Annotated in this window: 20 protein-coding genes; 11 read left to right on the top strand and 9 right to left on the bottom strand. The window is 55.4% G+C overall.

Annotated features, from left to right (window positions below):
* Positions 1-415 precede the first annotated feature (415 nt).
* The 4 genes from OHL16_RS06760 to OHL16_RS06745 all read right to left on the bottom strand — a co-directional run bounded on the left by OHL16_RS06760 (position 416) and on the right by OHL16_RS06745 (position 4,152).
* Positions 416-1,642 carry a beta-ketoacyl-[acyl-carrier-protein] synthase family protein gene (locus OHL16_RS06760; RefSeq protein WP_263366353.1) on the bottom strand — a complete coding sequence of 409 codons (1,227 nt, stop codon included), beginning with the start codon at positions 1,640-1,642 and terminating at the stop codon, positions 416-418.
* Positions 1,643-1,680: 38 nt separating this feature from the next.
* Complete coding sequence (locus OHL16_RS06755) at positions 1,681-1,941, bottom strand: acyl carrier protein (protein WP_263366352.1); 261 nt, start codon at positions 1,939-1,941, stop codon at positions 1,681-1,683.
* Positions 1,942-2,098: 157 nt separating this feature from the next.
* On the bottom strand, positions 2,099-3,067 hold the full coding sequence (locus OHL16_RS06750) for a type III polyketide synthase (protein WP_263366351.1): 969 nt from the start codon (positions 3,065-3,067) through the stop codon (positions 2,099-2,101).
* 221 nt (positions 3,068-3,288) lie between these two features.
* Positions 3,289-4,152, bottom strand: a complete 864-nt coding sequence (locus OHL16_RS06745; RefSeq protein ID WP_263366350.1) for a TTC39/IML2 family protein — start codon at positions 4,150-4,152, stop codon at positions 3,289-3,291.
* A gap of 451 nt (positions 4,153-4,603) precedes the next feature.
* On the opposite strand from OHL16_RS06745, the gene OHL16_RS06740 reads away from it, so the two are divergent.
* Both OHL16_RS06740 and OHL16_RS06735 read left to right on the top strand, forming a co-directional pair.
* Positions 4,604-5,185 carry a PEP-CTERM sorting domain-containing protein gene (locus OHL16_RS06740; RefSeq protein WP_263366349.1) on the top strand — a complete coding sequence of 194 codons (582 nt, stop codon included), beginning with the start codon at positions 4,604-4,606 and terminating at the stop codon, positions 5,183-5,185.
* Between the two features lie 365 nt (positions 5,186-5,550).
* On the top strand, positions 5,551-6,297 hold the full coding sequence (locus OHL16_RS06735; RefSeq protein ID WP_263366348.1) for a PEP-CTERM sorting domain-containing protein: 747 nt from the start codon (positions 5,551-5,553) through the stop codon (positions 6,295-6,297).
* A gap of 128 nt (positions 6,298-6,425) precedes the next feature.
* Here OHL16_RS06735 and OHL16_RS06730 read toward each other — a convergent pair whose 3' ends face one another.
* Positions 6,426-7,400 (bottom strand): SDR family oxidoreductase, encoded by a 975-nt coding sequence (locus tag OHL16_RS06730; RefSeq protein WP_263366347.1) that lies wholly within the window; start codon positions 7,398-7,400, stop codon positions 6,426-6,428.
* Between the two features lie 302 nt (positions 7,401-7,702).
* Here OHL16_RS06730 and OHL16_RS06725 point away from each other — a divergent pair, with 302 nt between their 5' ends.
* Positions 7,703-9,070 carry a nucleotide sugar dehydrogenase gene (locus OHL16_RS06725; RefSeq protein WP_263367421.1) on the top strand — a complete coding sequence of 456 codons (1,368 nt, stop codon included), beginning with the start codon at positions 7,703-7,705 and terminating at the stop codon, positions 9,068-9,070.
* Between the two features lie 53 nt (positions 9,071-9,123).
* Here the strand turns inward: OHL16_RS06725 and OHL16_RS06720 are convergent, their stop codons facing one another.
* The 3 genes from OHL16_RS06720 to OHL16_RS06710 all read right to left on the bottom strand — a co-directional run bounded on the left by OHL16_RS06720 (position 9,124) and on the right by OHL16_RS06710 (position 12,830).
* Positions 9,124-10,281 carry a glycosyltransferase gene (locus OHL16_RS06720; RefSeq protein ID WP_263366346.1) on the bottom strand — a complete coding sequence of 386 codons (1,158 nt, stop codon included), beginning with the start codon at positions 10,279-10,281 and terminating at the stop codon, positions 9,124-9,126.
* A gap of 42 nt (positions 10,282-10,323) precedes the next feature.
* Positions 10,324-11,574, bottom strand: coding sequence for an O-antigen ligase family protein (locus tag OHL16_RS06715; RefSeq protein ID WP_263366345.1), 1,251 nt, complete (start codon positions 11,572-11,574; stop codon positions 10,324-10,326).
* Positions 11,575-11,717: 143 nt separating this feature from the next.
* Positions 11,718-12,830: a glycosyltransferase family 2 protein gene (locus OHL16_RS06710; RefSeq protein ID WP_263366344.1), complete on the bottom strand. Its 1,113-nt coding sequence runs from the start codon at positions 12,828-12,830 to the stop codon at positions 11,718-11,720.
* A gap of 387 nt (positions 12,831-13,217) precedes the next feature.
* On the opposite strand from OHL16_RS06710, the gene OHL16_RS06705 reads away from it, so the two are divergent.
* Genes OHL16_RS06705 through OHL16_RS06695 form a run of 3 tightly spaced genes read left to right on the top strand, consistent with a single transcriptional unit; the run spans position 13,218 to position 16,965 of the window.
* Positions 13,218-14,747 carry a flippase gene (locus OHL16_RS06705; protein ID WP_263366343.1) on the top strand — a complete coding sequence of 510 codons (1,530 nt, stop codon included), beginning with the start codon at positions 13,218-13,220 and terminating at the stop codon, positions 14,745-14,747.
* Positions 14,744-15,955: a glycosyltransferase family 4 protein gene (locus tag OHL16_RS06700; RefSeq protein WP_263366342.1), complete on the top strand. Its 1,212-nt coding sequence runs from the start codon at positions 14,744-14,746 to the stop codon at positions 15,953-15,955. Before OHL16_RS06705 ends, OHL16_RS06700 begins: the two co-directional genes overlap by 4 nt.
* A gap of 29 nt (positions 15,956-15,984) precedes the next feature.
* On the top strand, positions 15,985-16,965 hold the full coding sequence (locus OHL16_RS06695) for a glycosyltransferase family 2 protein (protein ID WP_263366341.1): 981 nt from the start codon (positions 15,985-15,987) through the stop codon (positions 16,963-16,965).
* Here the strand turns inward: OHL16_RS06695 and OHL16_RS06690 are convergent.
* The gene (locus OHL16_RS06690) at positions 16,962-18,011 is read right to left on the bottom strand and encodes a glycosyltransferase family 2 protein (RefSeq protein ID WP_263366340.1); all 1,050 of its coding nucleotides are present in this window, start codon (positions 18,009-18,011) and stop codon (positions 16,962-16,964) included. The two genes, OHL16_RS06695 and OHL16_RS06690, sit on opposite strands and share 4 nt — an antisense overlap.
* A 224-nt stretch (positions 18,012-18,235) precedes the next feature.
* Between OHL16_RS06690 and OHL16_RS06685 the strand changes: the two genes are divergently transcribed.
* The 5 genes from OHL16_RS06685 to OHL16_RS06665 all read left to right on the top strand — a co-directional run bounded on the left by OHL16_RS06685 (position 18,236) and on the right by OHL16_RS06665 (position 23,013).
* The gene (locus tag OHL16_RS06685; RefSeq protein ID WP_263366339.1) at positions 18,236-18,364 is read left to right on the top strand and encodes a hypothetical protein; all 129 of its coding nucleotides are present in this window, start codon (positions 18,236-18,238) and stop codon (positions 18,362-18,364) included.
* Positions 18,365-18,717: 353 nt separating this feature from the next.
* Positions 18,718-19,860: a hypothetical protein gene (locus OHL16_RS06680; protein ID WP_263366338.1), complete on the top strand. Its 1,143-nt coding sequence runs from the start codon at positions 18,718-18,720 to the stop codon at positions 19,858-19,860.
* Between the two features lie 32 nt (positions 19,861-19,892).
* A complete protein-coding gene (locus tag OHL16_RS06675) occupies positions 19,893-20,684 on the top strand; it encodes a polysaccharide deacetylase family protein (RefSeq protein ID WP_263366337.1) in 792 nt (263 codons plus the stop codon).
* Positions 20,681-21,832, top strand: a complete 1,152-nt coding sequence (locus tag OHL16_RS06670) for a glycosyltransferase family 4 protein (RefSeq protein WP_263366336.1) — start codon at positions 20,681-20,683, stop codon at positions 21,830-21,832. The genes OHL16_RS06675 and OHL16_RS06670 overlap by 4 nt, the downstream gene beginning before the upstream one ends.
* A gap of 29 nt (positions 21,833-21,861) precedes the next feature.
* Positions 21,862-23,013 (top strand): glycosyltransferase family 4 protein, encoded by a 1,152-nt coding sequence (locus OHL16_RS06665; RefSeq protein ID WP_263366335.1) that lies wholly within the window; start codon positions 21,862-21,864, stop codon positions 23,011-23,013.
* Positions 23,014-23,246 lie beyond the last annotated feature (233 nt).

Here is a 23,246-nt window from a genome sequence, read left to right as displayed (position 1 = left end):
GGCCCGACCTCTTTGTATTATTCATAATATTACTCGAAACTTTTTTCATGAGGGTGTGTTTTAAGCGCAATTACAGACGTATAGCGCATCTGCTCGGCCTTATCCGCAGTTCCTGCAGCAATTGTTCGCAACGAACTATCTAATTGCCGCCGGAACTAGTCGATAAGTGAGACCTTGCCGGAAAAACGCCCGTTCGAAGATTCCGTGCACCTGGAGCGAACCACAATCGATTGAATAGGGTTCCTAACCCGCCAGTAAACGGGAAAGCGCTTCTGGTCACTGATGAACGAGGACTGAGTAGATTCAGTCTGGGCTTTGCTGTTTCTGCTTCTCAATTGGTGATGAATCGCCAATTCGCTCACCGAACTTGGCAAGCTTTTTGCGCAAGTCAGTCGCGACTATCCAGCGAGCGCGATCAGGAGAAACGACGGAGGGCTATGACTGCGTTTAGGCCTCCGAAGGCCAGGGAATTGGAGATGGCTACTGGGCGGGTAGTGTCGGCGGGGCGCGGTGTGCCGGTGATGACATCTACGTTCAGGCTGGCGTCGGGAGTGGTGACTCCGGCTGTGTGGGGAAGGCGCTGAGCCTGCAGTGCGAGGATCGTCGCCAGCGCTTCGATGGCCCCGCTGGCTCCGATGGAGTGGCCGTGCAGGGCCTTGGTGGAGCTGACGGGGATGTGCGGTGCGCGGGCGCCGAAGACCTGGTGGATGGCGGCGGATTCGGTGGAGTCGTTGGCCTGGGTGCCGGTGCCGTGGGCGTTGATGTAGCCGACTTCGTCGGGTGAGGCGTTGGCGTCGGCGAGGGCCTTGCGCATGGCGGTTGCGGCGCCTTCTACGGAGGGGTTGGTGATGTGGCTGGCGTCGGCGGACATGCCGAAGCCGACGATCTCGGCGAAGATAGGGGCGTTGCGGGCCTGTGCGGATTCGAGGGTTTCGATGGCGAAGATGGCGGCGCCTTCGCCGAGGGTCATGCCGTCGCGGTCGGCGGAGAAGGGACGGCAGCGTGTGGGGGAGACGACGCGCATGGAGTCCCAGGCGCGGTAGAAGCCGAAGCTCAGGGGAGCCTCGTGGCCTCCGGTGATGGCCGCTGTGGCCATGCCGGAGCGGACCATGTGGAAGGCCAATCCTATGGCGTGTGTGGCCGAGGCGCAGGCGGTGGAGATGTCGAGCGCGGGGCCGGTGATCTTCAGGTCGATGGAGATCTGGCTGGCTCCGGCGGAGGACATGGTGCGGACGATGGTGAGGGGATGGGCGCGGGCGTCTCGAGTGTAGAGTCCTTTTACTTCGTGCTCCTCGGAGGAGCGGCCTCCGCAGGCGCAGCCCATGATGATGGCGATGTCGCCGGGGTTGTGGTACTTGAGGAGGTCGGCCTGCTGGGCGGCCTGGCGGGCGGCGACAATGGCGAATTGCGTGTTGCGGTTACTGGCGGCGATGACACCGGAGGTCAGGTGCTGGCTGGGGTCGAAGTCGAAGACCTGTGCGGCCTGGGTGTAGCGGACGCCTGGGTTGCCGTCGGGGGCGTCGGGTACGTCAGCGATGGTGGAGATGCCGGTGTTTCCGGCGAAGAGATTTTCCCGGAAGGCTGCGACCGAGGAACCGATGGGTGAGATGCAGCCGAGGCCTGTGATGACGACACGATTCACTGCGACGGGAACTCCTGAGAAGCGGTGCAAAGTTGCGATTAGGACGTTGCCACTTTGGGGGGCTTGTTTGCGACTAACTGTCTGACGCCATTGACGACGTCGCCGACGTTCTTCAGGCTGCCCAGGGCTTCGTCGGGGATATTGATGTCAAAGGCCTCTTCGACCTCGAAGGAGATGTTGATCTTGTCGAGCGAGTCGATATTGAGCTGCTCGAAGGTGGTGTCGAGGTTAATGGTGTCCGCCGGAATGTTTTTTGATTTAGCGATGATCTCGATGCACCGTGTTGCGATGTCGTCCATGGTGTGGCCGCCTTATTTCCTTCGTTCAACTTACAGGGATACCTGAGTCAGTGTAAAGGCAGCTTGAGCCTCGCCTCTACATCGGGTCCCGGTAAACGCACATCCCTCCGCACAGCGGAGGGATGGTGGCGATGGTAGCGACGTTGATCTGCTGAGTTCACCATTGGAGCAGCACGAGTTCAGAGCAGAACGCCGGGCCCATAGCCGCGAGGATGCTGTAGGTCCCGGGTTTGCCGGGGTGGATTTTGAGGTAGTCCTCGAGCACGGCGAGGACGGAGGCGGCGGAGAGGTTGCCGACCTCGCGGAGGCTCTTCCATGAGGGAGCGAGAGCGTCGGGAGGAAGGCCGAGCGAGGTTTGCATGGCGTCGAGGACCTTCGGGCCTCCGGAGTGGAAGATGTAGCTCGAGATGTCGTCACGGGTGAGGTTGTTGTCGGCGAGGAAGCCTTCCACGTCGCCGGGGAAGTTCTGCTCGACGACTTTGGGGACGTCGGGGGAGAGGACGATCTTGAAGCCGGTGTCGACGATGTCCCATCCCATGACTCGCTCGGTGTTGCGGTAGAAGGTGGAGCGGGTGTCGATGACGCGGGGGCCGGAGCTGCGTTTGGCGATTTCGGTCTCGGCCCCGGCGACGACGACGGCGGCAGAGCCGTCGGCAAAGAGGCCCGTTGAGATGAGGTTGGCGATGGACTGGTCGTCGTCCTGCCAGGTGAGAGAGCAGAGCTCGACGGAGAGCAGGAGCGCGATGTGTTTGGGGAAGGCGCGGACGTAGTCGGCGGCTCGGGCGATTCCGGCGGCTCCAGCAACGCAACCCAGCCCGAAGATGGGAGTGCGCTTGATGTTGACGGGGAAGGGGAGTCGATTGATGAGGCGGGCGTCGACGGTGGGGCTGGAGATTCCGGTGACGGAGGCGAAGAAGATGGCCGAGATATCGGCGGGAGAGACGCCAGCGTGGTCAAGCGCGCGGCAGATGGACTTCTGACCGAGGTCGACGGCGACCTTGATCCATGCGTCGTTGCTCTTCTGGAAGGTGTTGAGGTCGAGGTAGTGTTCCAGCGGAAAGGCGATATTGCGGAACTCGACGCCGCAGTTGGCGTGGAGGCGCGTGAGCAGGCGCGGCTCTTCCATCTTGTGCTCCCAGCGGCCGCGGAGTGCTTCAGCGATAACTGCCTGAGGGTAACGATTCGGGGGATATGCCGTACCGACGGAACAGATGCGCATGCTTGGAGGAGCCTCTAAAAAGTGGTATCGATGCTAACCGACGTTTGACTGCTTAGACGACTAACCAGAACTACAGCTTTGCTGAAGGATACATTGCGAGAGGGCGTCTGGCGGAAGGAATTCGTGACTTAGTGGATTCGCGCGAGTTCACGATCGTAGAGAGCGTTCCGCGGGAACTCCTTCTTGAGATCGATGAGGATAGCGCGGGCATCCTGGGGGCGGTTGTCGCGGAGGGCAGCGACAGCGAGCATCATGCGAGCAAAGGGCGCAAGATAATGGCCCTGTGTCGCGGTGAGATGGAGAAGGCGGAGGCCTTCTTCCCGGCTGGTGGAGGCTCCGGTGAGGTTGAGGAGCCAGCGGAGCGGCGCCCATTTGAGGCTAAGCATGTAGTTTTCGACCCCGCCGGCGAGGTAGGCGTCGTAGAGGGTGGGGTTGGCGGCGAGGGCCTGTTTGGACCAGGAATTGGCCTCCTTGCTGTAGTTGAGGGCGGCGACGTCGTGTTTGTCGATCATAAGGGCGTAGTTGGAGCGCATGCCGGAGATGAGGGTCTTGACGTATAGGGCGCGGTCGTCGCGGGCGTTTTGCTGGAGCGCGGTGTCGGCGAGGCGACCGGCCTGATCGAGGCGGTCCTCGAAGGACTTGCGGACTGTGGGGTCGGGGGTGAGGCGCTGGCGGTTGTCGAAGCGGTCCTGATTGGCAAAGAGTTGCACGTCAATGACGTGCAGGCGCTCGAACTCATTGAAAAGAAAGGCGGCGGCGTCGGAGACGGGGCCCATTGGATCCTGAGGGTGGGTGTCGATCCACTGCTGGAACTTGAGGTGGGCATCGGGGAACTGCAGGTCGTACATGTCGCGGTAGCCCTGGTCGAGCGGGGTTCCGGCGAAGGGAACACTGGCTGAGAGCGTTGGGATGGCGATGAACAGGAGAAGGGCGAGAGACGCCAACGTGGATAGGATGAAGCGCGGTGGGTGAACCGCGGGGGATGGTGGCATTGGCTGACTTCGACCTCTTACTACGATTGTACGACTCTTGTTGGACGAAGAGACCTTGCGAAACGCTCGCAGGAACTATGTGGATGGTGAGTGCGCGCACAAGGACGGGGCGGAGTTTATTGATGCCATGAGAGCACTTTTGTGGATTTACAGGATGCAAGAGAGTGCACGTTGCCCAAGATGGCTTTTGCAAGCTATTGCATCGTAAGGGGCAAGATTTGGCAGTAAGAATGCATTCAATATTGTCCAGGTGCAAATCTGCGCCAATGAACATCGAGTAAGTTCCACTTTTTTTGAATCAGGCATTATGGAGGACTCCATGAAGCAATATCTTAGATTGGTTGCTTTCGGGGCGGTTGTAGCTTGTTCAACCGCCTTTGCATCGGCAGATACCTTCCGGTTCGGGAGCTATGCGAGTGGTCAACCGAGCATGGGGGATCAAAATTCGGCGATGGCCTTTGTTCCCGGCTCATCGACACCCGACTCGGGTGTCGTATACACGCCCGGAACCGTTGCCGTTGCACCGGGCTTATGGCACAGCCCGGTGCCGAACTCGACCTGGATCTCCTTCGGTCAGACGGGACCGACGACGCCAGTGGGAGCCCAGCCAGGCGGGCATTTTGCGCCGAACGGCGACTACTTTTTCACGACGACGTTCACGCTTAATGGTCAGGCAACTGCGTTCACCTTCAGTGTCCTTGCCGATGACACGACGGCTGTTTTCCTGGACGGAACGGGCAGCGGAAACACTCTTATGAAGGCGGCACCGGGTGGTAACGTAATCTGCCAGAACGCTCTGCCGAACTGCCTGAACGTGGATACGGTGACGCAGGCCGATATCCCGGGTGCTCTTGCTTTGTTGACGCCCGGAACTCATACCCTGACGTTTGATGTGCAACAAATTGGCAGTTTTGATTTGGGCCTCGACTGGGACGCTACGGTCAACACAGTTCCTGAGCCGAGCACACTGTTTTTGCTGGGAACGGGCCTACTCGGAGGTGCAGGTGCGATGTACCGGAAGATCCGCGCGTAAGTAACGCGGTGAGAACGAAACTCTAAATGGCCCCACTTTAGTGACGTCGGGAGCGTCCCTAAAGTGGGGCTTTTGTGTGCGAATTGTTTCCGCATAATATGCAACGGATTGCACATTTTGGAGAGCCCATCCCACATAAGTCATTGATTTATATGCTTCTTTGCTTTGGTCTTTGATCTGCACATAGAACAGGGCAGGAAATGCCTGTGCAGCAAACAAATGGAGTCTACGGGGAGATCCCGGCTCGGACTTCAGACACGCACGTCGAGACAGATGTTTTTGTACGAGTTGTGTCATGTAACGCATTTAGATTCAACCGCTTCCAAGCGGAGATTGATTTTGACTTCAGCTAAAGGGGGATTTTTATGAAGTTCTATTCCAAGCTTTCCGCCCTGGGAGCGGTTCTCGTACTGACGACTGCTTTCGCGGCGGCTGACACTATAACTGTGGGAAGCATGGCAACCGGCGACCCTGCAGGGGCGAACAGCAACACGGCTCTTGCGTTTTCACCCACGACTCCCGGCGGAATTACGCCGTACACAGGAGGGGCTTTCGGTGGTTTCACGACACAGCCTGGAACCGGTGGCACCACCACGGTGGCACTTTTGAACGTGACGCCGACCTGGACGGCAGCCCAGCCGGGTTCGGAGTGGGTTTCCTTTGGCCAGACCGGACCGGCTACGCCTGCGGGCAGTCAGCCTGGCGGTCACTTTGCTCCGAATGGCAACTACTTCTTCACCTCGACGTTTGACATGACGCATGTGGCTGGCGGATCGATCGACCACGGCTCATTGAGTCTTCTGGCGGACGACACCGTTACGGTCTTCCTGAATGGCCATCAGGAGAACACGCCGACGGATCCAGGTGCCTTCAGCCACTGCTCGAATGGCACGCCTTCGTGCATGACCCCGACGGTAATCTCGCTCAACTCCGCCGACTTTGTCAGCGGGGTGAACACGCTGACCTTCCAGCTTACGCAGGGTGGTTCGTTCGATACCGGCTTCGACTTTACGGGCAGCGTTTCAGCTACTCCTGAGCCGAGCTCACTGCTTCTGCTGGGAACCGGTCTGATCGGTTCGGCAGGCGCGCTGCTCCGCCGCAAGCGGGCATAGCTTCAGATCCAGTTTTCTCTGTACGGGGCTGTCGGGAGCGGCCTGATACGGAGATTCAAAGATGAAGGTCGCCAGGAATTTATCTGGCGACCTTTTTCTTGCTGGTCTGAATAGAAGAGAGCGTTGAGCTATTTCGTACCGGAGGCCAGCAGTTCGCTGCTTCGGTGGCTTTCAAGGTACCAGGCCACGGTCTTTTGCAGGCCCTCGTAGAAATCGGCCTTGGGCTTGTACCGGAGCTCGGCGGAGGCGCGCGTGATGTCGGCAAGGGAGTGCTTGATGTCGCCCTCACGCGGCGGGCCGTAGATGGGCTTGTCCGTGAAACCGATGTGCTTCGCGATGGTTTCGTAGACCTCGTTGAGAGTGTGGCTACTGCCGGTGCCGATGTTGAAGACGCGGCCGGTCGCTACCTCGTTGGGGGCCTGGCAGGCGAGCAGGTTCGCGCTGACGGCGTTATCGACGAAGGTGAAGTCGCGGCTGGTGAGGCCGTCGCCGAAGATGGTGGGGGTGATGCCGGCCATCATCTTGTAGGTGAACTGGGCGATGACTCCGGAGTAGGGCGAGTCGGCAGCCTGGCGTGGGCCAAAGATATTGAAGTAGCGCAGGCAGACTCCCTCGAGGCCGTAGGCGCGATAGAAGGACTGGATGTAGTACTCGCAGGTGAGCTTCTGCACCGCATAGGGAGAGAGAGGCATGGGGAGCATGTCCTCCTGCTTGGGCTGCGTGGGCTGATCGCCGTAGGCGGAGGAAGAGGCTGCGTACACGATGCGGCGTACCTTGGCGTCGCGAGCCGCGATGAGAAGGTTGAGCGTTCCGTTGATGTTGGACTCGTGCGAGGTCAGCGGATCCTTGACGGAGCGGGGAACCGAGGCGAGGGCTCCCTGGTGGAGGATGTACTCCACGCCTTCGCAGGCGGCCTTGACGCCCTCGACGTCCTGAAGATCGATCTGCTGAAACGAGATGGCGTGCCGGATATCGGCGAGATTTTCGAGGTTGCCCGTGGAGAGGTTGTCGATGCCGCGGACCTCGTGACCTTGCTCCACGAGAACGTGAGCGAGTGTCGAGCCGATAAAGCCTGCGATTCCGGTGATCAGATAACGTGCCATGAAAAGGACTCCGCCCAGAGGCCTTGCCCTGGGGCTGTTACGTAGAGATTTTATCGTGCTGTTTGTGCCAGCCGCTGAATCAAAGGAGACGTGCAGCGATGACGCCAAGATTCAAGCCTGCATGCCCCCGCCGATGGAGTCCATGCGACTTTCGTGCAGGGCGGCCTGTTCACACCGGTGTGAAGCATTCCGCGGCTTCGATGCTGTAGATTCCCGATAAGGTCAACCCGAAGGAAAACGCGGCCCTGGTTCGGCGAAATCAATCGGTTTTGGGAAGATAAGGTGATGCAATAATGGTGAACATGTCAACGATGAGCGAAGTTGCTTTGCCGCAGATTGCGCGTGAGCGCTACGAGCGCCTGGAGGCCCGCACAGCCAAGATTGGAGTCATCGGGCTGGGCTACGTGGGCCTGCCGCTTTCACTGCTTTTCTCCGAGGCCGGATTCAAGGTGACCGGCTTTGACATTGATGAGACGAAGGTGACTTCGCTTGAGGCCGGACGGTCGTACATCTTCCGGATTCCGGCGGAGGAGATCCAGGCGGCGCAGAAGAAGGGCCTGCGCGCGACCACGGACTTCTCGCGCCTGTCGGATATGGACGCCATCATTATGTGCGTGCCCACTCCGCTGACGGGACATCGTGAGCCGGACCTGAGCTATGTGGAGAATACGTCCAGAGCGGTCGCCCCGTGGCTGCAGGAGGGCCAACTGGTGGTGCTGGAGAGCACGACGTATCCGGGAACCACCGAAGAGCTGATGATTCCGATTCTCGAGGCCGGGAACAAGGGCGGCCTCAAGGTCCAGAGCAAGGGAGATCCGAAGGAGCGCGGAGTGTTTTATGTCGCGTTCTCCCCGGAGCGCGAGGACCCGGGCAATACTACAGTCGCGCGTCACAACATCCCCAAGGTAGTGGGCGGGCATGAGGAGATTGCTACGGATCTGGCGGCGACGCTCTACCAGGGAATCTTTACGCATGCCGTTCGCGTCTCGTCGACGCAGGCGGCGGAGATGACCAAGCTGCTGGAGAACATCTACCGTTGCGTGAACATCGCGCTGGTGAATGAGCTGAAGGTGCTCTCGCTGCGGATGGGCGTGGACATCTGGGAGGTCATCGACGCGGCGTCGACCAAGCCATTCGGCTTCCACCCGTTCTATCCAGGGCCGGGACTGGGCGGGCACTGCATCCCGATCGACCCGTTCTACCTGAGCTGGAAGGCGAAGGAGTACGACTTCAATACGCGGTTCATCGAGCTGGCCGGCGAGGTCAACGAGGCGATGCCGGCGTATGTCGTGCAGTCGGTCTCGAAGGCGCTGAACCAGCACAAAAAGGCGCTCAACGGGTCGAAGGTTCTGATGCTCGGCATGGCGTACAAGAAGGACATCGACGATCTGCGCGAGTCGCCTTCGCTGACGATCATAGAGCTGCTGCGCGAGGAAGGCGCGGAGGTCCTGTACAACGATCCCTACTTCCCGACGGTGGGCCGAGGCCGCCATTACAACCTGAACATGACGTGCACGCCGGTGGAGAATCTCGACCAGTACGACTGTGTGCTGATTGTGACGGACCACTCCGACTACGACTACCAGGACATCGTCGCGAAGTCGAAGCTGGTGGTGGACTCGCGCAACGCCACGAAGGGCATCAAGTCACCGAAGATCGTCCGCTGCTAGAAGCCGCTCAGGGGATCCTTTGAAGTTGGGTGATTTTAGAGCTGCTCGCCGGACTAGCTTCCGGCGAGCAGTTTTGCGTAGGTTTGGGTTGTCCGAGTCATCATGACCTGCTGGGTAAATTCCTCCGCTGCCCGGGCCTTTCCGGCGGTGCCCATCTGCGCGGCCTTCGCGGGATCGGCGAGGAGGCGGGTGATGGCGGCGGCGAGAGCCTCGGGGTCTTCGGGTGGGACGATGAATCCGGTAACGCCGTCCTGCACGGCCTCTGCGTTTCCGCCTACGTCAGTTGCGACAACAGGCAGCGCCGCCGCCATGGCTTCGATGATGGCGTTGGAGAAGCCTTCGCTGCGGGAGGGGAGCACGAAGATGTCGGCGGCGGTGAGGTGACCGGGCAGGTTGGAGACGCCGCCTGTGAAGTGAAAGTTCATGGTGAGGTTGAGGCTGGCGACGAGGGCCTGAAGTTCAGCGAAGTAGTCCGGTTCGAGCACGTCTCCAGCAATGCTGAACTGCGCCTGCGGGAACTGCTGAATTACGGATGCGGCGGCCTTGATAAAGATGTCGTGGCCTTTGACGCGCCGGATGTTACCGGCCGTCGTTACGACGGCGCGGCTGCGGTCTCGGGATGAGGAAGAGACCTGCCAGGCGGAGATATCGAGGCCGTTGTAGATGGTGAGGACGCGGGCGGGGTCGACATGATCGACGTCGATGATGTGCTGGCGTACGAGATTCGAGACCGCGAAGACGGCATCGGGAAAGCCTGCCATCATCCGGTAGGCGGCTTCGTGCTTCGAGGTCCGGAGGATTCCCATGTCGCGGCGGCTCCAGATGAGCTTCGCGTCGGAGAGGGCCTTGGTGACGAATCCAGCCCAGATGTCGGAGCTTTCGAAGAAGGTCTGAACGATCCTGACCTGCTGCTGTTTGAGGAAGCGCCTGAGGTGCAGTGCAGCCCGCATGGCACGCAGGTCGTAAGTGCGGTTCAGCGGCAATAGGTAGATGGGGCACGGAGGCGAGTCAAGCGCGGCGGTCTCGGGGTGGAGACTGAAGGTGAGGATCGAGGCACGATACCCGTAGTGGGGCAGGAGTGATGCCAGCTTGAGGGCGATTCGCTCTCCGCCTCCGAGTGTTTTTCCAAGCGTATCCACGACAAGGAGAACGTGCGGGAAGCGCTCCTGACGCAAGACTGAGAGCTGTCCCCCATGTACTTGTTCAATCATCGTGATCCAGGTTTCCTCGAAAAATCAGATGTTGCGCCGAGCCTATCTCAACACGAGGTACGGGTTTACATCCGCAGCACCCGGTTCAAGAGAGGGAGCTTCGACGGCAACGGGCTCGCGGAGAAGAGCGGCACGTGCCGCCGCAGCATACAGTACCCATACCATGCCGCTTATCTCGACGTAGGTCCAGCGATCACCAAAGAAGTTAAGAATGATCGAACAAACGGTCATAAGCAGACTTCCCAGGCCGAGGCCACGATAGAGTGGATCTTTGGCGTGTCTAAAGAGACGAATTGACAGAGAAAGCATCTGCAGAAGCAGAACAAGCGCGATGATGCCGCCGATGATTCCAGTCTCTACCAGGACCTTAACATACCAATTGTGGGTATCTCTGAGATTGTCCGTGTGCCGCGTCATTTGGTAGCTCGCGTATCCGGTCCCGAAGATCGGACTATGGAAGAATGTTGATTTAGCGTCTTCCCAAAGTCGAACGCGCTCTTCGGCGGATTGTTCAAGCTGTCCGTTCGCGTTCTGCGTCATGTTGACGCGCTGGGTGACGGCCTTTGGGACAATTGCCTGCCAGGTGAGCAGGAAAGCGACTGAGACGAGGATGAGCTTTCGGTCCTTGAGTATCCCGAGAAGCAGCACTCCTGTTACTACAGCGAGATAAGAGGCTCGCGAGAAGGTATACATCGTTGCGAGAAGTGTGAGCGCTACAAGGGCGTAGCCTAACAATCTGAACTTCTTTTGCTTAACAAACTGCAGAAAGCCCCAATAAAAAATAGAAAGCTGCGCCAGTAAGGCAGCCAGACCATTGGCACCGGCATAGCCGAGCGGACCGCCATCGCGTTTGTCTTCATCGAAGGTGGCCCACGACCTCGACAAGCTGTTCATCAGGGCGCTTCGGTCGATTGCCAACAGCGAAATTGCAGTGATGAGAACTACGGTTCTGACGGCCTTTCTGTCTTCGATAACCAGCCCTGCCGCGACGAAGATCAGCGGTATGAGCATATAGTCCTTCCAGGTTACGAAGTTGAGATCATTAAGCCAGAGGGGAGCAGACGCATTTCCCAACATCGTTCCGATCCACATTGAGAAATAGAGGTAGGCCCCGAACACAAGCCATGTAACATACAGGGACGTTCTGGGTAGACGTTTCCCTTGCACCAGGGCGCTGACGATGATGGAGGCGACGAGAATCGTCAGAACATTTCCGCCGAGCGGGTAGTCCAGGAAGTGATCCCGCATCGTGCGGTAAGGAATCAGGAGGATGGCGAAATAGAGCGTCTGCACTGGTTTTCCAGTGAATGCGCGAATCACCATGACCCAGCAAACGAGGTAACAGACGAAAGGGATGTAATGTCCAAGTCCAGTTCCCACGACGCTAACTCCCCGCGCTTATGAAGTGATAAAAATCGATTCTTGATGAAGCGTTTTCATCTGGCCCATACCTTGTTCCGGCCCGTGATGAAGTTGCAAAAGGCAAGTGCAGCCGCTGCATTGAGCACGACAAACGTGCTGGCTATAGCGATTGGTTTGAATCTTCTGATGGGAGTGCCGAGGCCTCCGAGCGCAGCCATGAGATAGAAGAGCACCTCGATCGAGAAGATTGCGTGATAAAAGGCCCCTCCGGCCAGTGCAGAAGTTATCAGCATAACAATCAACAGCATCGGAACGAGCAGCCTGAGCAATTTATGGCTGATAAATCGAAAGAGGAGCGGATTTTTGAGTGAGAGTAGCCATGGTTCCAGACGAAGCAATTGATAGTTTCCGGTCAGAGTGCGAACCTTTCTTGAAAATTCTTTCCCTTTCTCGGTTGAAACATGGTCCCGTGCAATCGCTTCGGGATGAAAGACGACTCGCCGGCCGCAGCGTGCAACGTGCATCGGAATGTAGACGTCGTCAAGGAGGGTTCCTTGTGGTATCTCCGTATAAAGGCTACGTCGGATCGCATAGATCGCACCTGTCACTCCGACGACTGAACCGGATGCGGACTCCAGTTTGCGTACCAGCTTTTCAATCTTCCAGTAGATGCCGAGAGCTTCGCCGGAGGGCCTTTCTGATGGCGTCTCAAGCAATAGTTCGCCACTGACAGCCCCGACCTGAGGGTCCGCGAAGCAGGATACGAGCTGGGAGACGGCGTCGTACTCGACCGACTGACGGGCATCAAAAAAGACGAGAATATCGCCAGTGGCTCGGTGCACAGCCTGGTTGAGAGCGGTCGCTTTTCCCTGCGATTCACTCAGGATGACAGGAAGCACAGCAGGAGCGTTTTCTTGCAGAATCTCAGCGGTGCGATCTGTGGATCCGTCAGAAGCGACGATGATTTGCAGCCGATCAGCGGGATAGTCAAGGAGGCGAAGATTGGCTAGCTTGGCAGGCAGCGTTGCTTCTTCATTGCGCGCAGCGATGATGATGGAGACAAACGGGACTGCTCTCTCTCTAAGAACGGGTCTTTTGTGCAGCCGGACAAGAAGCCACAACCACGCTGCATAACCGATGTAGGCATAGACGACTACACCGAAAGACGACCAGAAGAGGAGTCTCATCGAGCGCTCCATGGCGCAGGCAAATAGGCAGAAGCGTTAGAAAGTGCATGATCGCCTGCGAGATTGTCACACCGACGATGGTTGCTGTTCCGAACGGTCATTGCGGCACACGGAGAACACTCTAGGTTCAAGCAACTTCTGCTCCGATCATACGCTGGGCTACACACCCATACAATGCCGTACCTGGTACGCAAGTGGTATTGAAAACTATCACTTGCCGTTGCACTATTGGAGGACGATATGCAACATATCGAGAAGAGCCTCCAGGCGTAGGGCCAGAGAGACGGAGGATTGTTTCGGCCTCTAAGGCAATTGCGCCTCTATTGAGAATGTCAGCGCTAGCGAAACCGGCTGATATCATCTTGATGATTTACGAGAAATAGACTGATGTTCACCACCAAGCGCTTTGCATTCAATGTAGTAATGAATTGGGTTGCCACGGCCGTGGGCATGGTGGTGCCGTTTTTCTTAACCCCGTTCGTTGTTCGAAACCTTGGACCTACCGCGTACGGAGTCTGGATACTCGCAGTTTCCACTGCGGCGTATCTGAATCTCTTTGATCTGGGGCTGCGGAGCGCAGTCATACGTTTTGTCTCCAAGGCGGAGGCTCAGCAAAATCACGAAGATGCACAAGCCGCGGTGGGCGCTGCCTTATGGTTCCGTCTCTTGATTGCGGCTGGCGTTGGGGGGCTCAGCGTCGTTCTTGCCCTGTTATTTCCGCACATCTTTAAGGTGCCGCCGGATCTGCAGCGAGCTTCGCAGATTACGGTTTTACTCTGCGCGCTTGGCATCTGCGTGACACTTGTATCGGGTGTCTTTGGAGCAGTCTTATCTGCGATTCATCGCTTTGACATCCTGAGTTCGATAACGATGACGCAGACGCTGTGCAGAGCGGGCGGCGTCCTTTTGCTGCTGCGCAGCGGCCATGGCCTGGTGGCCCTGGCCATCCTAGAGATTACGGTTGTGCTGATGGCTGGGATCGCGACTTGCGCGGTCGCACTGAAGATCTTTCCAGACTGCCGAGTGAAGGTAAAACGTCCGGACGGAGAGACTCTTAAGGAGATCTGGTCTTATAGCCTTACTACGTTCATTTTAATCGTTGCAGTTCAGATCATCATCAATACAGACAACCTTACCGTAGGAGCATTTCTCTCGGTAGGTCTAGTTTCCTTTTATTCAATCGGCGGGAGTCTTATCGCCTATTCGAGCCAGGTCGTCTCAGCGGTATCGACGACGTTTGCCCCGATAGCGAGTGGCTTTGAAGCTTCGGGCAAGTTTGAGGAGCTACAGAAGTTGCTGATCCGGGGAACACAGGGAACGCTTGCCTTGATGTTGCCGATCAGCCTGGCACTGCTGTTTAGGGGCAAGACATTCATCGGCCTATGGGTTGGGCCGCAATACAGTCAAATAGCGGGCAATGTTTTGCAGATTCTGATGGTCGCTCAGTTTTTCAGTGTTGTGGGAGCGACTCCCGGGACCATCATGATGGCGATCGGAAAACACAAGCCCGTTGCCAAGTGTGCGGTTGCTGAGGCAATTCTGAACCTTGTGTTAAGCATTGTGCTTGTGAAGACGGTCGGGCTTTATGGAATCGCCTGGGGAACGTCGCTCTCCTGTCTGATACTGTATGCCGTCTTCTGGCCCTTGTATGTACGGAAGGTGCTGAGAGTGGGAGTAGCCCGATATGTGTGGAATTGCTGGGTGAAGGTAACCCTATACGCAATTCCATATGGAATCGCCTGCGCTCTTGCCGACCGATTTTGGCATCCGCGTAACCTGATCACATTTTTTCTTCAGATACTAGCGACGCTCCCTGTATATGGGGTCTGCATCGCTATACCGTTCCGCGGTCAAATTTACGCTGCTTTCGAGAGATGGCGTAAATCGAGGCGCTTACAGGCAGAGGCAATTCTGTGAAAGAAGCCGGACGTTTACATATCAGGCTTGTGACCGATTTGTTCCCGCCTCACGCAGGCGGCTCTCGGTATTACTATTACAACTTGTTCAAGCGAATCGCCGGCATGGGCGAGAATGTTGTCGTAGCGACAAGCCGGGTTCCGGGTTGGCAGGAGTTCGATGCTCGTGAACAAACAGAAAACTTCAAAATTGAGCGTCACTTTACAGCGTTGCGCGACCTGAGCTATTCCCAGCTTCCAAAGATCGCCGGACCGTTACTTTTCGAGGGCTTTAACTCGGTTGCACATCGTCCTCAAATTCTTCACTGCGGCGACCTTTACCCCGCTGGTCTGATAGGGGTGATTCTCAAGAGATCGTTGAATATACCCTTTGTCGCTTACTGTCATGGGGAAGATATAACGCTGACCGCCAGACGAAGATTCCAGCCGAAGCTGCGCAATATCATCTATCGTTCCGCAGACGCGATTATCGCAAACGGAAGTTTTGCGATCGAAAACCTGCTGAGAACCGGGATTCCGCAAGAAAAAGTTTATAAGATCACCCCGGGGCTCGATTCCCGCGTATTCTTCCCCGAGGCTCCCGATCCCGCATTGCGTCGGCAATACGGAATCAAAGATGGTGAAGTTGTGATCGTAACGGTAGCCCGGCTAGTTGCTCGCAAGGGCCATGCGCGCGTGATCAAAGCTCTGGCTGCTCTTGCGCCTGAAGTGCCGGCCTTCAAGTATGTCGTCGCGGGACGAGGACCAATGGAGGCAGAATTAAAAGGACTCGTTGCTGAACTGAAGCTTCAGGACAGGGTGATCTTCGCGGGGTTTGTCTCCGACGACAAATTGAATCACCACTACAATATGGCCGACATCGTTGCGCTGCCCAACACAGATGAGGATGGGGACGTTGAGGGCTTTGGGATGGTCTTTCTCGAGGCAAACGCCGCCGGTAAGCCCGTCATTGGCGGACGATCTGGAGGGACTGCGGAGGCTGTTGCGGATGGCGTATCAGGACTTCTGGTGAGCAGTGACGGCGAGCATGAGTTGCAAGACGCTTTGCGGAGGTTGCTCCGAGATCGTTACCTGCGGGAGCGCCTGGGCGCCGCAGGGCTCCAAAGGGCACGAATGGAGTTCGACTGGGATTCTCGCGCCACCATGCTGAGAGAGATAAGCCGCGATGTGATTGCTTCGCGTCGACGGGCGTTGCACACAGGCAGGTAGCGGAAAGGAAGTTTTTGGAGGCTTTGGCGATGGAGCAGCGGAATCGAAAGGTTGCAACGGTCAGCGTGCTGGTTCCGACTTACAATCGCGCATCGCTGCTTCCCGAGACGTTAGACAGCATACTTTCGCAAACTTACTCACCTGAGGAGATCATCGTAGTCGACGACGGTTCTACCGATAACACTCGAGAGATCGTGGAAGGCTTCCATGCAAAGGTGAGATATCGCCGAATCGAAAAGTCCGGAGTGCCCACTGCCAGAAACGTTGCGGCCTCCATGTCACGATGTCCCTATATCGCTTTTTGTGACAGTGATGATCTCTGGCGAGCTGACAAGCTCGAAAAACAGATGGAGCTTCATCTTCGTTTCCCGGAGATCGAGCACTCGTTTACGAATTTTTCTATCGTGACGGATGGAGTCTGGTCCAAGGAATCTAAACTTGACAATGCGACGCCAACATTTTTCACCAATTGCAAAAAAGTGCTTGAATTCGGAATGGTATGCGAGGCTCCGTTGTATGAAGAGATTTTGCGATTTCAGCCTATCTTTCCGTCAACCACTCTGGTGAGCAAAGAGTTTTTTGACCGGATCGGTGGATGCAAAGATCCGACGGGAAAGATCTACTCGGAAGATCTTGAATTTGCGCTACGTTGCGTCCAGCACGCCCCTGTCGGAATTATTACTGAGCCAGTGGTCGGCATTAGAAAGCATGCTTCCAACGTCTCCGGCAACCTGTACGCGACAAAGTGTGGCGAAGTCGAAATTTTGAGCTATGCCCTTTTGAACCATAACGCGCCGGAGTCGGCCCAGACTGTACTTCGCGATCAGATAGCGCTCCGTCGTGTCGATGCGTCTTACTGGGCTTTTAAGCAAGGCGATTTCAAGGCTTGTACAGAGCTTCTCGGTCCGGTCCCTAACCGTTATCTGACACCGAAGGTGCGTCTGAAGCTCTGGATTTCGCGCGCCCCGGTCCCGGTCGCCAGCATGCTGCGGCGTCTTGTTGCGCCCTAATACCATTCGCTATGTTTTCTAACGACCGCTGCAGCCAAAGCAGGCATATTCAGGCGCTCGTTGTATGGGCCGGTGCGGCCGCGCCACCCGTTCCATAGGCCGGCGAGAATAGCCTGACATGACGTTGGATTCTCCTTCAGCAGCTTCAAGTACGTCAGTTGCTTCGTGTAATGCCACCATAGAGCCTTCAGCAATCGGAAACGACTGGAATGCTTCTTCCAAAAGCGAATCTCATTCCTTGCCATGTAGTACCAGTAGTGCGGCTTGATAGTGTGAGGATCGTCTTTGGCAAATTTCTCTGTATGTCGGACTACGGAGTTGAGATCAACAGCGACACGAAATCCAGCCTGGTGGGTCCTGACAGAGAGGTCGGTGTCTTCCCAGTAGGCAAAGAAGGTGGGATCGAACCCCCCAATCTTTCTAATGAGGGAAACCCTGACCAAGAGTGCCGTGCCCAGGAGGGCAAGCTGGTCCGGGACGGTGGCTATCCAGCGCTGCGCAGTTTGGGGATCCTTTGTGATTTGATAAGAAGGTTCCTGCAGGTCGACTTTTCCCAACAAATAGACCCGCTCTTGCGGATCATGAAGCGAGACGATGGCGGGAGACAGGAGGCCTATCGAGGAGTCGTTCTCTGCAATCGTTATAAGGGAAGTAAGTGTATGCGGCTCTGTAACCGCATCCGGATTCAAGAGCCATACGTAGTCGGCCTCGTTGCAAAGTGCTAAATCAAAACCGAGGTTGCATCCACCGGTGTATCCGAGGTTCTCTCCGGAGACGACGAGTTCAACATGATCCCTGACCAGTTGTCTGAGAATCCCCAGTGAATCATCCGTCGAGCCGTTGTCGATAATAACAACGCTCAGATTTGAATAATCCATTGCCAATACAGACGCGAGGGCGGCTCGAGTTTCCTCGGCTGAATTCCAGTTCAAGATGACGACGAGAACGTGGGGCATAAGAGTGCGTCGAGTACCGTTCAAACCCAAAAACGAACCGTTCAGAGAGTCGCAAGCTTCATCGTAGTGGAACGGGGGCCAGCGGTTCAATTGCCTCTCCAGAAGAGGATTCGAGAAAAGCAACATGTGCGTCTACAATGAAGACCTCCAGAGGAAACGCTCGGCCTCCGGAGTGTGGAAATGGCCGAAAATACCTCTGCAGGAGTCGGATGTGGCGAAATGGCGTGTTGCAGGCAGCTCTCTCATTCTTCTTTTTTTGTCTTTCTGCATAGGACTTGATAGAAGCGGCGACGCTGCGATGCTGACTGGAGTGGATGCACAAAATTCAGGCCGCGCTTCCTCCGTCTGGTATGTACGTCCTGATGGAGGGGATCGTAGGCAGTGCTCTGGCCGATCTGACGCACCCTATCCGGGCCGGGGTTCCCGGCAGCCATGTGCTTTGAAGCACCCGTATTATCTGTTTACAAGTGAAGACCCCGGAGATAACCGCTGGATTATTCAGGGCGGCGACACAGTGATTATAAGAGGTGGTCCCTATCGCATGGGCTATAAGGGGCCTAACCCAAAAGATGGATGGGGGGGCTGTCCCGGTGATCCCTTCAGGTGTTATATGCCTCCAGTGCCATCGGGAACAGCCGACCATCCAACGCGCCTGCTAGGCGAGAACTTCGCGAGTTGCGGGAAAAAGACACAGCTCTTCGGAGGCTATGGACTCGACTCCATCATAGTTCTGAAAGACTCGACAAATGTTGATCTCGAATGCCTCGAATTGACCGATCATGGTCAGTGCACTCGTATGGGAGTCGGATACCCGGCGTCAGAAGGCTGCAGCAGTTCTTACCCATTATCTGATTACGCGGCGGTTGGTATAACAACTAACGCCAAGACCGCTGAAATCACCCTTCGAAACATTGACATTCACGGGTTGACGACACGAGGCATCCTGGGACCTATTGGGGGCAAATTCACGGTCGATCATGTCCGAATTGCCTTTAATGGCGCGGCAGGATGGGACTTTGATGACGGCGGCAACACTCCGAGCGGACCTGCATCTGCCGTGGTTGCCTCTCATCTCACGGTTGAGTGGAACGGATGTAATGAAGAGTTTCCCATCACGCATGCTGTACCCGCGTTTAGCTGCTTTGACCAGGAGAGCGGTGGCTATGGAGACGGAATTGGCACGCCGGATTCGCCCTTGAATTTCTCTTGCGATCACTGCATTTTTCGATATAACACTCAAGATGGCTTTGACCTGCTGCACACGAGTGGAAGCGTAATTTCGATCAGGAACTCCACATCCTACGGCAACATGGGTCAGCAATGGAAGATGGGAGCGATGAAGAGCGTTCTCTTTCAAAACAATATAACGGTCAACAATTGCAGCCGAATGTCAGCTCCATTCGATGGGTCTCCAAGTACTTATCATCGATATTTGTCGCTCTTTTGCAGAGCCGGTGGTGATGGAATTACATTCCGAATCAGTAATGGGTCGAAATACATATTTCAAAACAACAGCTTTGCAGGTTATGGAGCAACAAGTTATGACATTGCGTGCTGGGAAAGATGCGACAACGTAGGAATCATCTTTCAAAATAACCTGAATATCGGTTATAAGAATCCAACTACTGGAAATGTTCCGGGTGTGTTCTATTTGGATAACGTGCAAGTTAATCCATTTGCAAGCCTGGACCACAATATTTTCTTCAATATGCGTATTTGTCCACCGGGGATTTCGCAGCGATGCAGCGATCCAAAGATTGCTAAGATGCCATTGTGGAACGGTGAGGCTTCATTGGACGATATTGACTTTCATCTGACTCCGGCAAGCCCTGCGAGGGGAGGCGGAGTTGCCCCAGTGGGGATATCGGAGGATCATGACGGAAGGGCATTGCTCCCGGGTGCAGGGTACGATGTCGGGGCCTATCATTTTCATCCGTGAATATATTCTTTGGAAGAGACGAGAATCGATCCTTGTTTATAGAGTCAGCTTCAAGAGCACAGACAGAACAAGCGCGCCGTAGTCTTTTTCTGCTTTACCATGAGCTTCGGCCAGCCAAAAGCGACTACTCCTATGTCGTGGAGACTACCGTATTCGAAAAGCATCTTGAACTGTTCAGCCAATTGAGACGTGAAAACGCCTGCCTGGTGCCGGAGGTGACCTTCGATGACGGACACCTATCCAATTTTGAGTTCGCCATGCCTTTGTTGCAATCCCACAAGATGACTGCGCAATTCTTTGTCACAGTGGGATGGACTGATAGAAAGCACAACTATATGGGATGGCGGCACCTACGCGAATTGCATCAGGCCGGACATGCGATCGGAGCGCATGGCTGGTCGCATAAGCTTTTAACACACTGCAGTAAAGAAGACTTGCAGATAGAACTGGCGCAGAGCAAGGAGGTACTCGAAGATCATCTTAGCGCGCCGATAGTAGCAGTATCTTTGCCGGGGGGCCGCTTTAACCAGCGGGTTCTTGAAGCATGTGGGGATGCGGGTTATACACAGATCTTTACTTCGATTCCGCGCGCTGAACATCCTCCGTTAGGGATAGTCGGCCGCCTGAATGTGAGGAACGAGTGGACACTGGATTGGATTTCGGAGATATTCCAGACAAACAGTAGCCGCTTGCAAAGCCTGGAGCGCGAATATCGGAGGAAAGAGTTGGCTAAGCGCGTCCTTGGAGACAATCTATATGCAAGGCTGTGGGCACTGGTAAATCGTCAGGAGTCAATCAATGAGGACGAGGCGCCTAAGCTATGAAAGTGATGCATGTTATCAGCAGTGGCGGGATGTATGGAGCTGAATCTGTAATTTTGAATATTTCACGTTTGCTTAATGAGAATTCGCATCATGCCGTTATAGCAATGTTTGCAAATTCGGCAAACATAAATATACAGCTCCATAAGAGCGCGCAGGACGAAGGGATTGAATCATATCTAATTCCTTGTGATGGTCAGGTCGATTTATCCGCAATGGAATTTATCCGTAACCTGGTTCTTCAAATTAAGCCCGATATTGTGCATGCACACGGATATAAGGCTGATGCCTATGTCTATTTAGCACTACGCAAACTATCTATCCCCTTTGTCTCAACCTGTCACACGTGGCACAACTCGACGGTTTTTGATTATATATATGGCGTTATCGACCGTCGTTTTTTGCGGAGATTCCCAGCCGTAGTTGCAGTTTCTGATGAAGTAAGCGGACAGCTGCTTCGAGGTGGAGTCCAGCCTGACAAGATCAGCTTGATCGGCAACGGGATTGACTTGCGGCCATATACGAACGCAAGGCCGTCACTTCGAGAGTCTGGTGAAGCCAATGGCTGCCTTCTGGTTGGATTGGTCGGGAGGTTAGCAAATGAGAAGGGCGTGGATATCTTTTTTCAAGCTGCAGCACGGGTCCTGTCCGAAATTCCGAACGTCCGATTTACTGTGATTGGAGATGGTCCCGATCGTTCAAAGCTTCAAGGGCTTCTCAAGCGGATGAAGATCGATAGTAGCGTAACTATGCTAGGACGCAGAGACGATATGCCCTCTGTTTATGCCTCTTTAGACCTGATGGTTTCGGCCTCGCGCCAGGAGGGCTTCCCGATGGCGATTCTAGAGGGAATGGCTAGCGGTTTACCAATTGTCGCGACTTCAGTGGGATCAGTGCCAAGCATCATTGTTCATGAGGAATCCGGCGTGCTCGTAGGGCCTGAGAATGTAGAGGTTCTAGCGAATCAAATGGTTGCCTTGTTGAAGGACTCGGCAAGGCGCCAACGTTTAGGCCGCGGAGCGAGAGAGCGAGTCGAAAAGGAATTTTCTGTCGAGCGACTGGTGGGCGCTTACTTGAGTGTCTACCAGCGTGCAATTGATTTCGTAAAAGTCGCTGACCGTGCATCGGCTCCCGGTGGAAAGGTAATGTGAAGAGAGACACTGGGAAAATTAAGGTCTTCATGATGGATCTCTGGGCGACGGTGCCGTATTACACGGCATATCTCTCCAAGGCCCTCTTATCGGAGGGGATCGATCTTACGGTTGGTTCTATCTCTTATTATCTTGACCCAGGTTGCTTCAGCGGCCGCGGTATTCGGGTTGATCCAGGATTGGTAGATTATGTTGGAAGGCTCAGACTGGGGCGGCCAATACGAAGAGTGTTGAAGTTTGCCGAAGCGATGATCAATTTGGTCGCTTTGACTCTACGCTTTGCGTTGACTCCTCCCGATGTGGTGCACGTTCAATATCTGCCCATGCTGAAGTGGCGATTGCCGCTCGACTTTTGGTTTTTAGAATATTGCCGCCGGCGAGGAGCCAAAATTGTCCTAACAGTTCATGATTTGATGCCACACGACACGGCTAATACGCATCGGCAGACATTTTTTAGGCTGTACGGTATGGTCGACAAAATCATCTGTCATTCAGACCATATTAAGAATGAGCTGCATCAGCAATTTGAGGTTCCCATTCGGAAAATTACGGTAATTCCGCATGGACCGTTGTTTTATGATATTCCGTCACAGGAGGACAAGATCCTTGATGTCCTCTGCGTTGATCGGGATTCAGTGATTGTGCTATGGCAGGGAATAATCTTTCCGTATAAAGGCGTGGACCTTCTGCTTGAGGCCTGGCAACGGGTTGAGGCCGATGGTCTGGATGCTACATTGATAATTGCGGGAACGGGAGCTCCAGACCTGCTCAATCAGATTGAAGGGCAGGTTGAGCAGCTTGGGTTGAAGCGAGTCAAGCTGCACTTTAGGTTCATATCGACAGAAGAGTTAGTCCAACTGTATCGCGCAGCAGATATAGTGGTTTATCCATATCGAGCAATTACTACTAGCGGAGCCTTAGCTACGGGGCTCGCTTTGAACAAAACGATTGTTGCAAGTAATTTGCAGGTGTTCCGAGAGCTGCTCACGCATAAGGAGAATGCGTTCTTAGTAGAGGCTGGAGACGCTCAACACCTGGCAGATGGTCTGAGAGAGCTGCTGAGAAATGCGGGTCTGCGCGAACTGCTCACAGCCGGTGTCCGCAAGCTCGATTTCGGAGAGCAGTCGTGGCGATCGATTGCGGAGAAGACAATCCGTGTCTATCGAGACGAGTCCTGTTGATGTCCAAGGATTGGATGGCTGCTATCTTATTGCGCCGGATATGAAACCAAAATCGGACTTCTAACTGAGCGATGCAGGTTGGAGCAGCGTCGTCGTGATGCAGCCCTGTTTACATTTTCGTCAGTTATGCTTATAAATGAACTATTCTTCAGGTGCGCTGTTGCATCGCAACACGCCGTTGAGCTTTATCCACGCTTTGTGGTTTATGGTTTCTGCTGGTTCTGATGTTTAGG

It is taken from the genome of Edaphobacter bradus (assembly GCF_025685645.1).
Lineage (GTDB): Bacteria > Acidobacteriota > Terriglobia > Terriglobales > Acidobacteriaceae > Edaphobacter > Edaphobacter bradus.
This window is presented reverse-complemented; position numbering and strand designations above follow the sequence as displayed.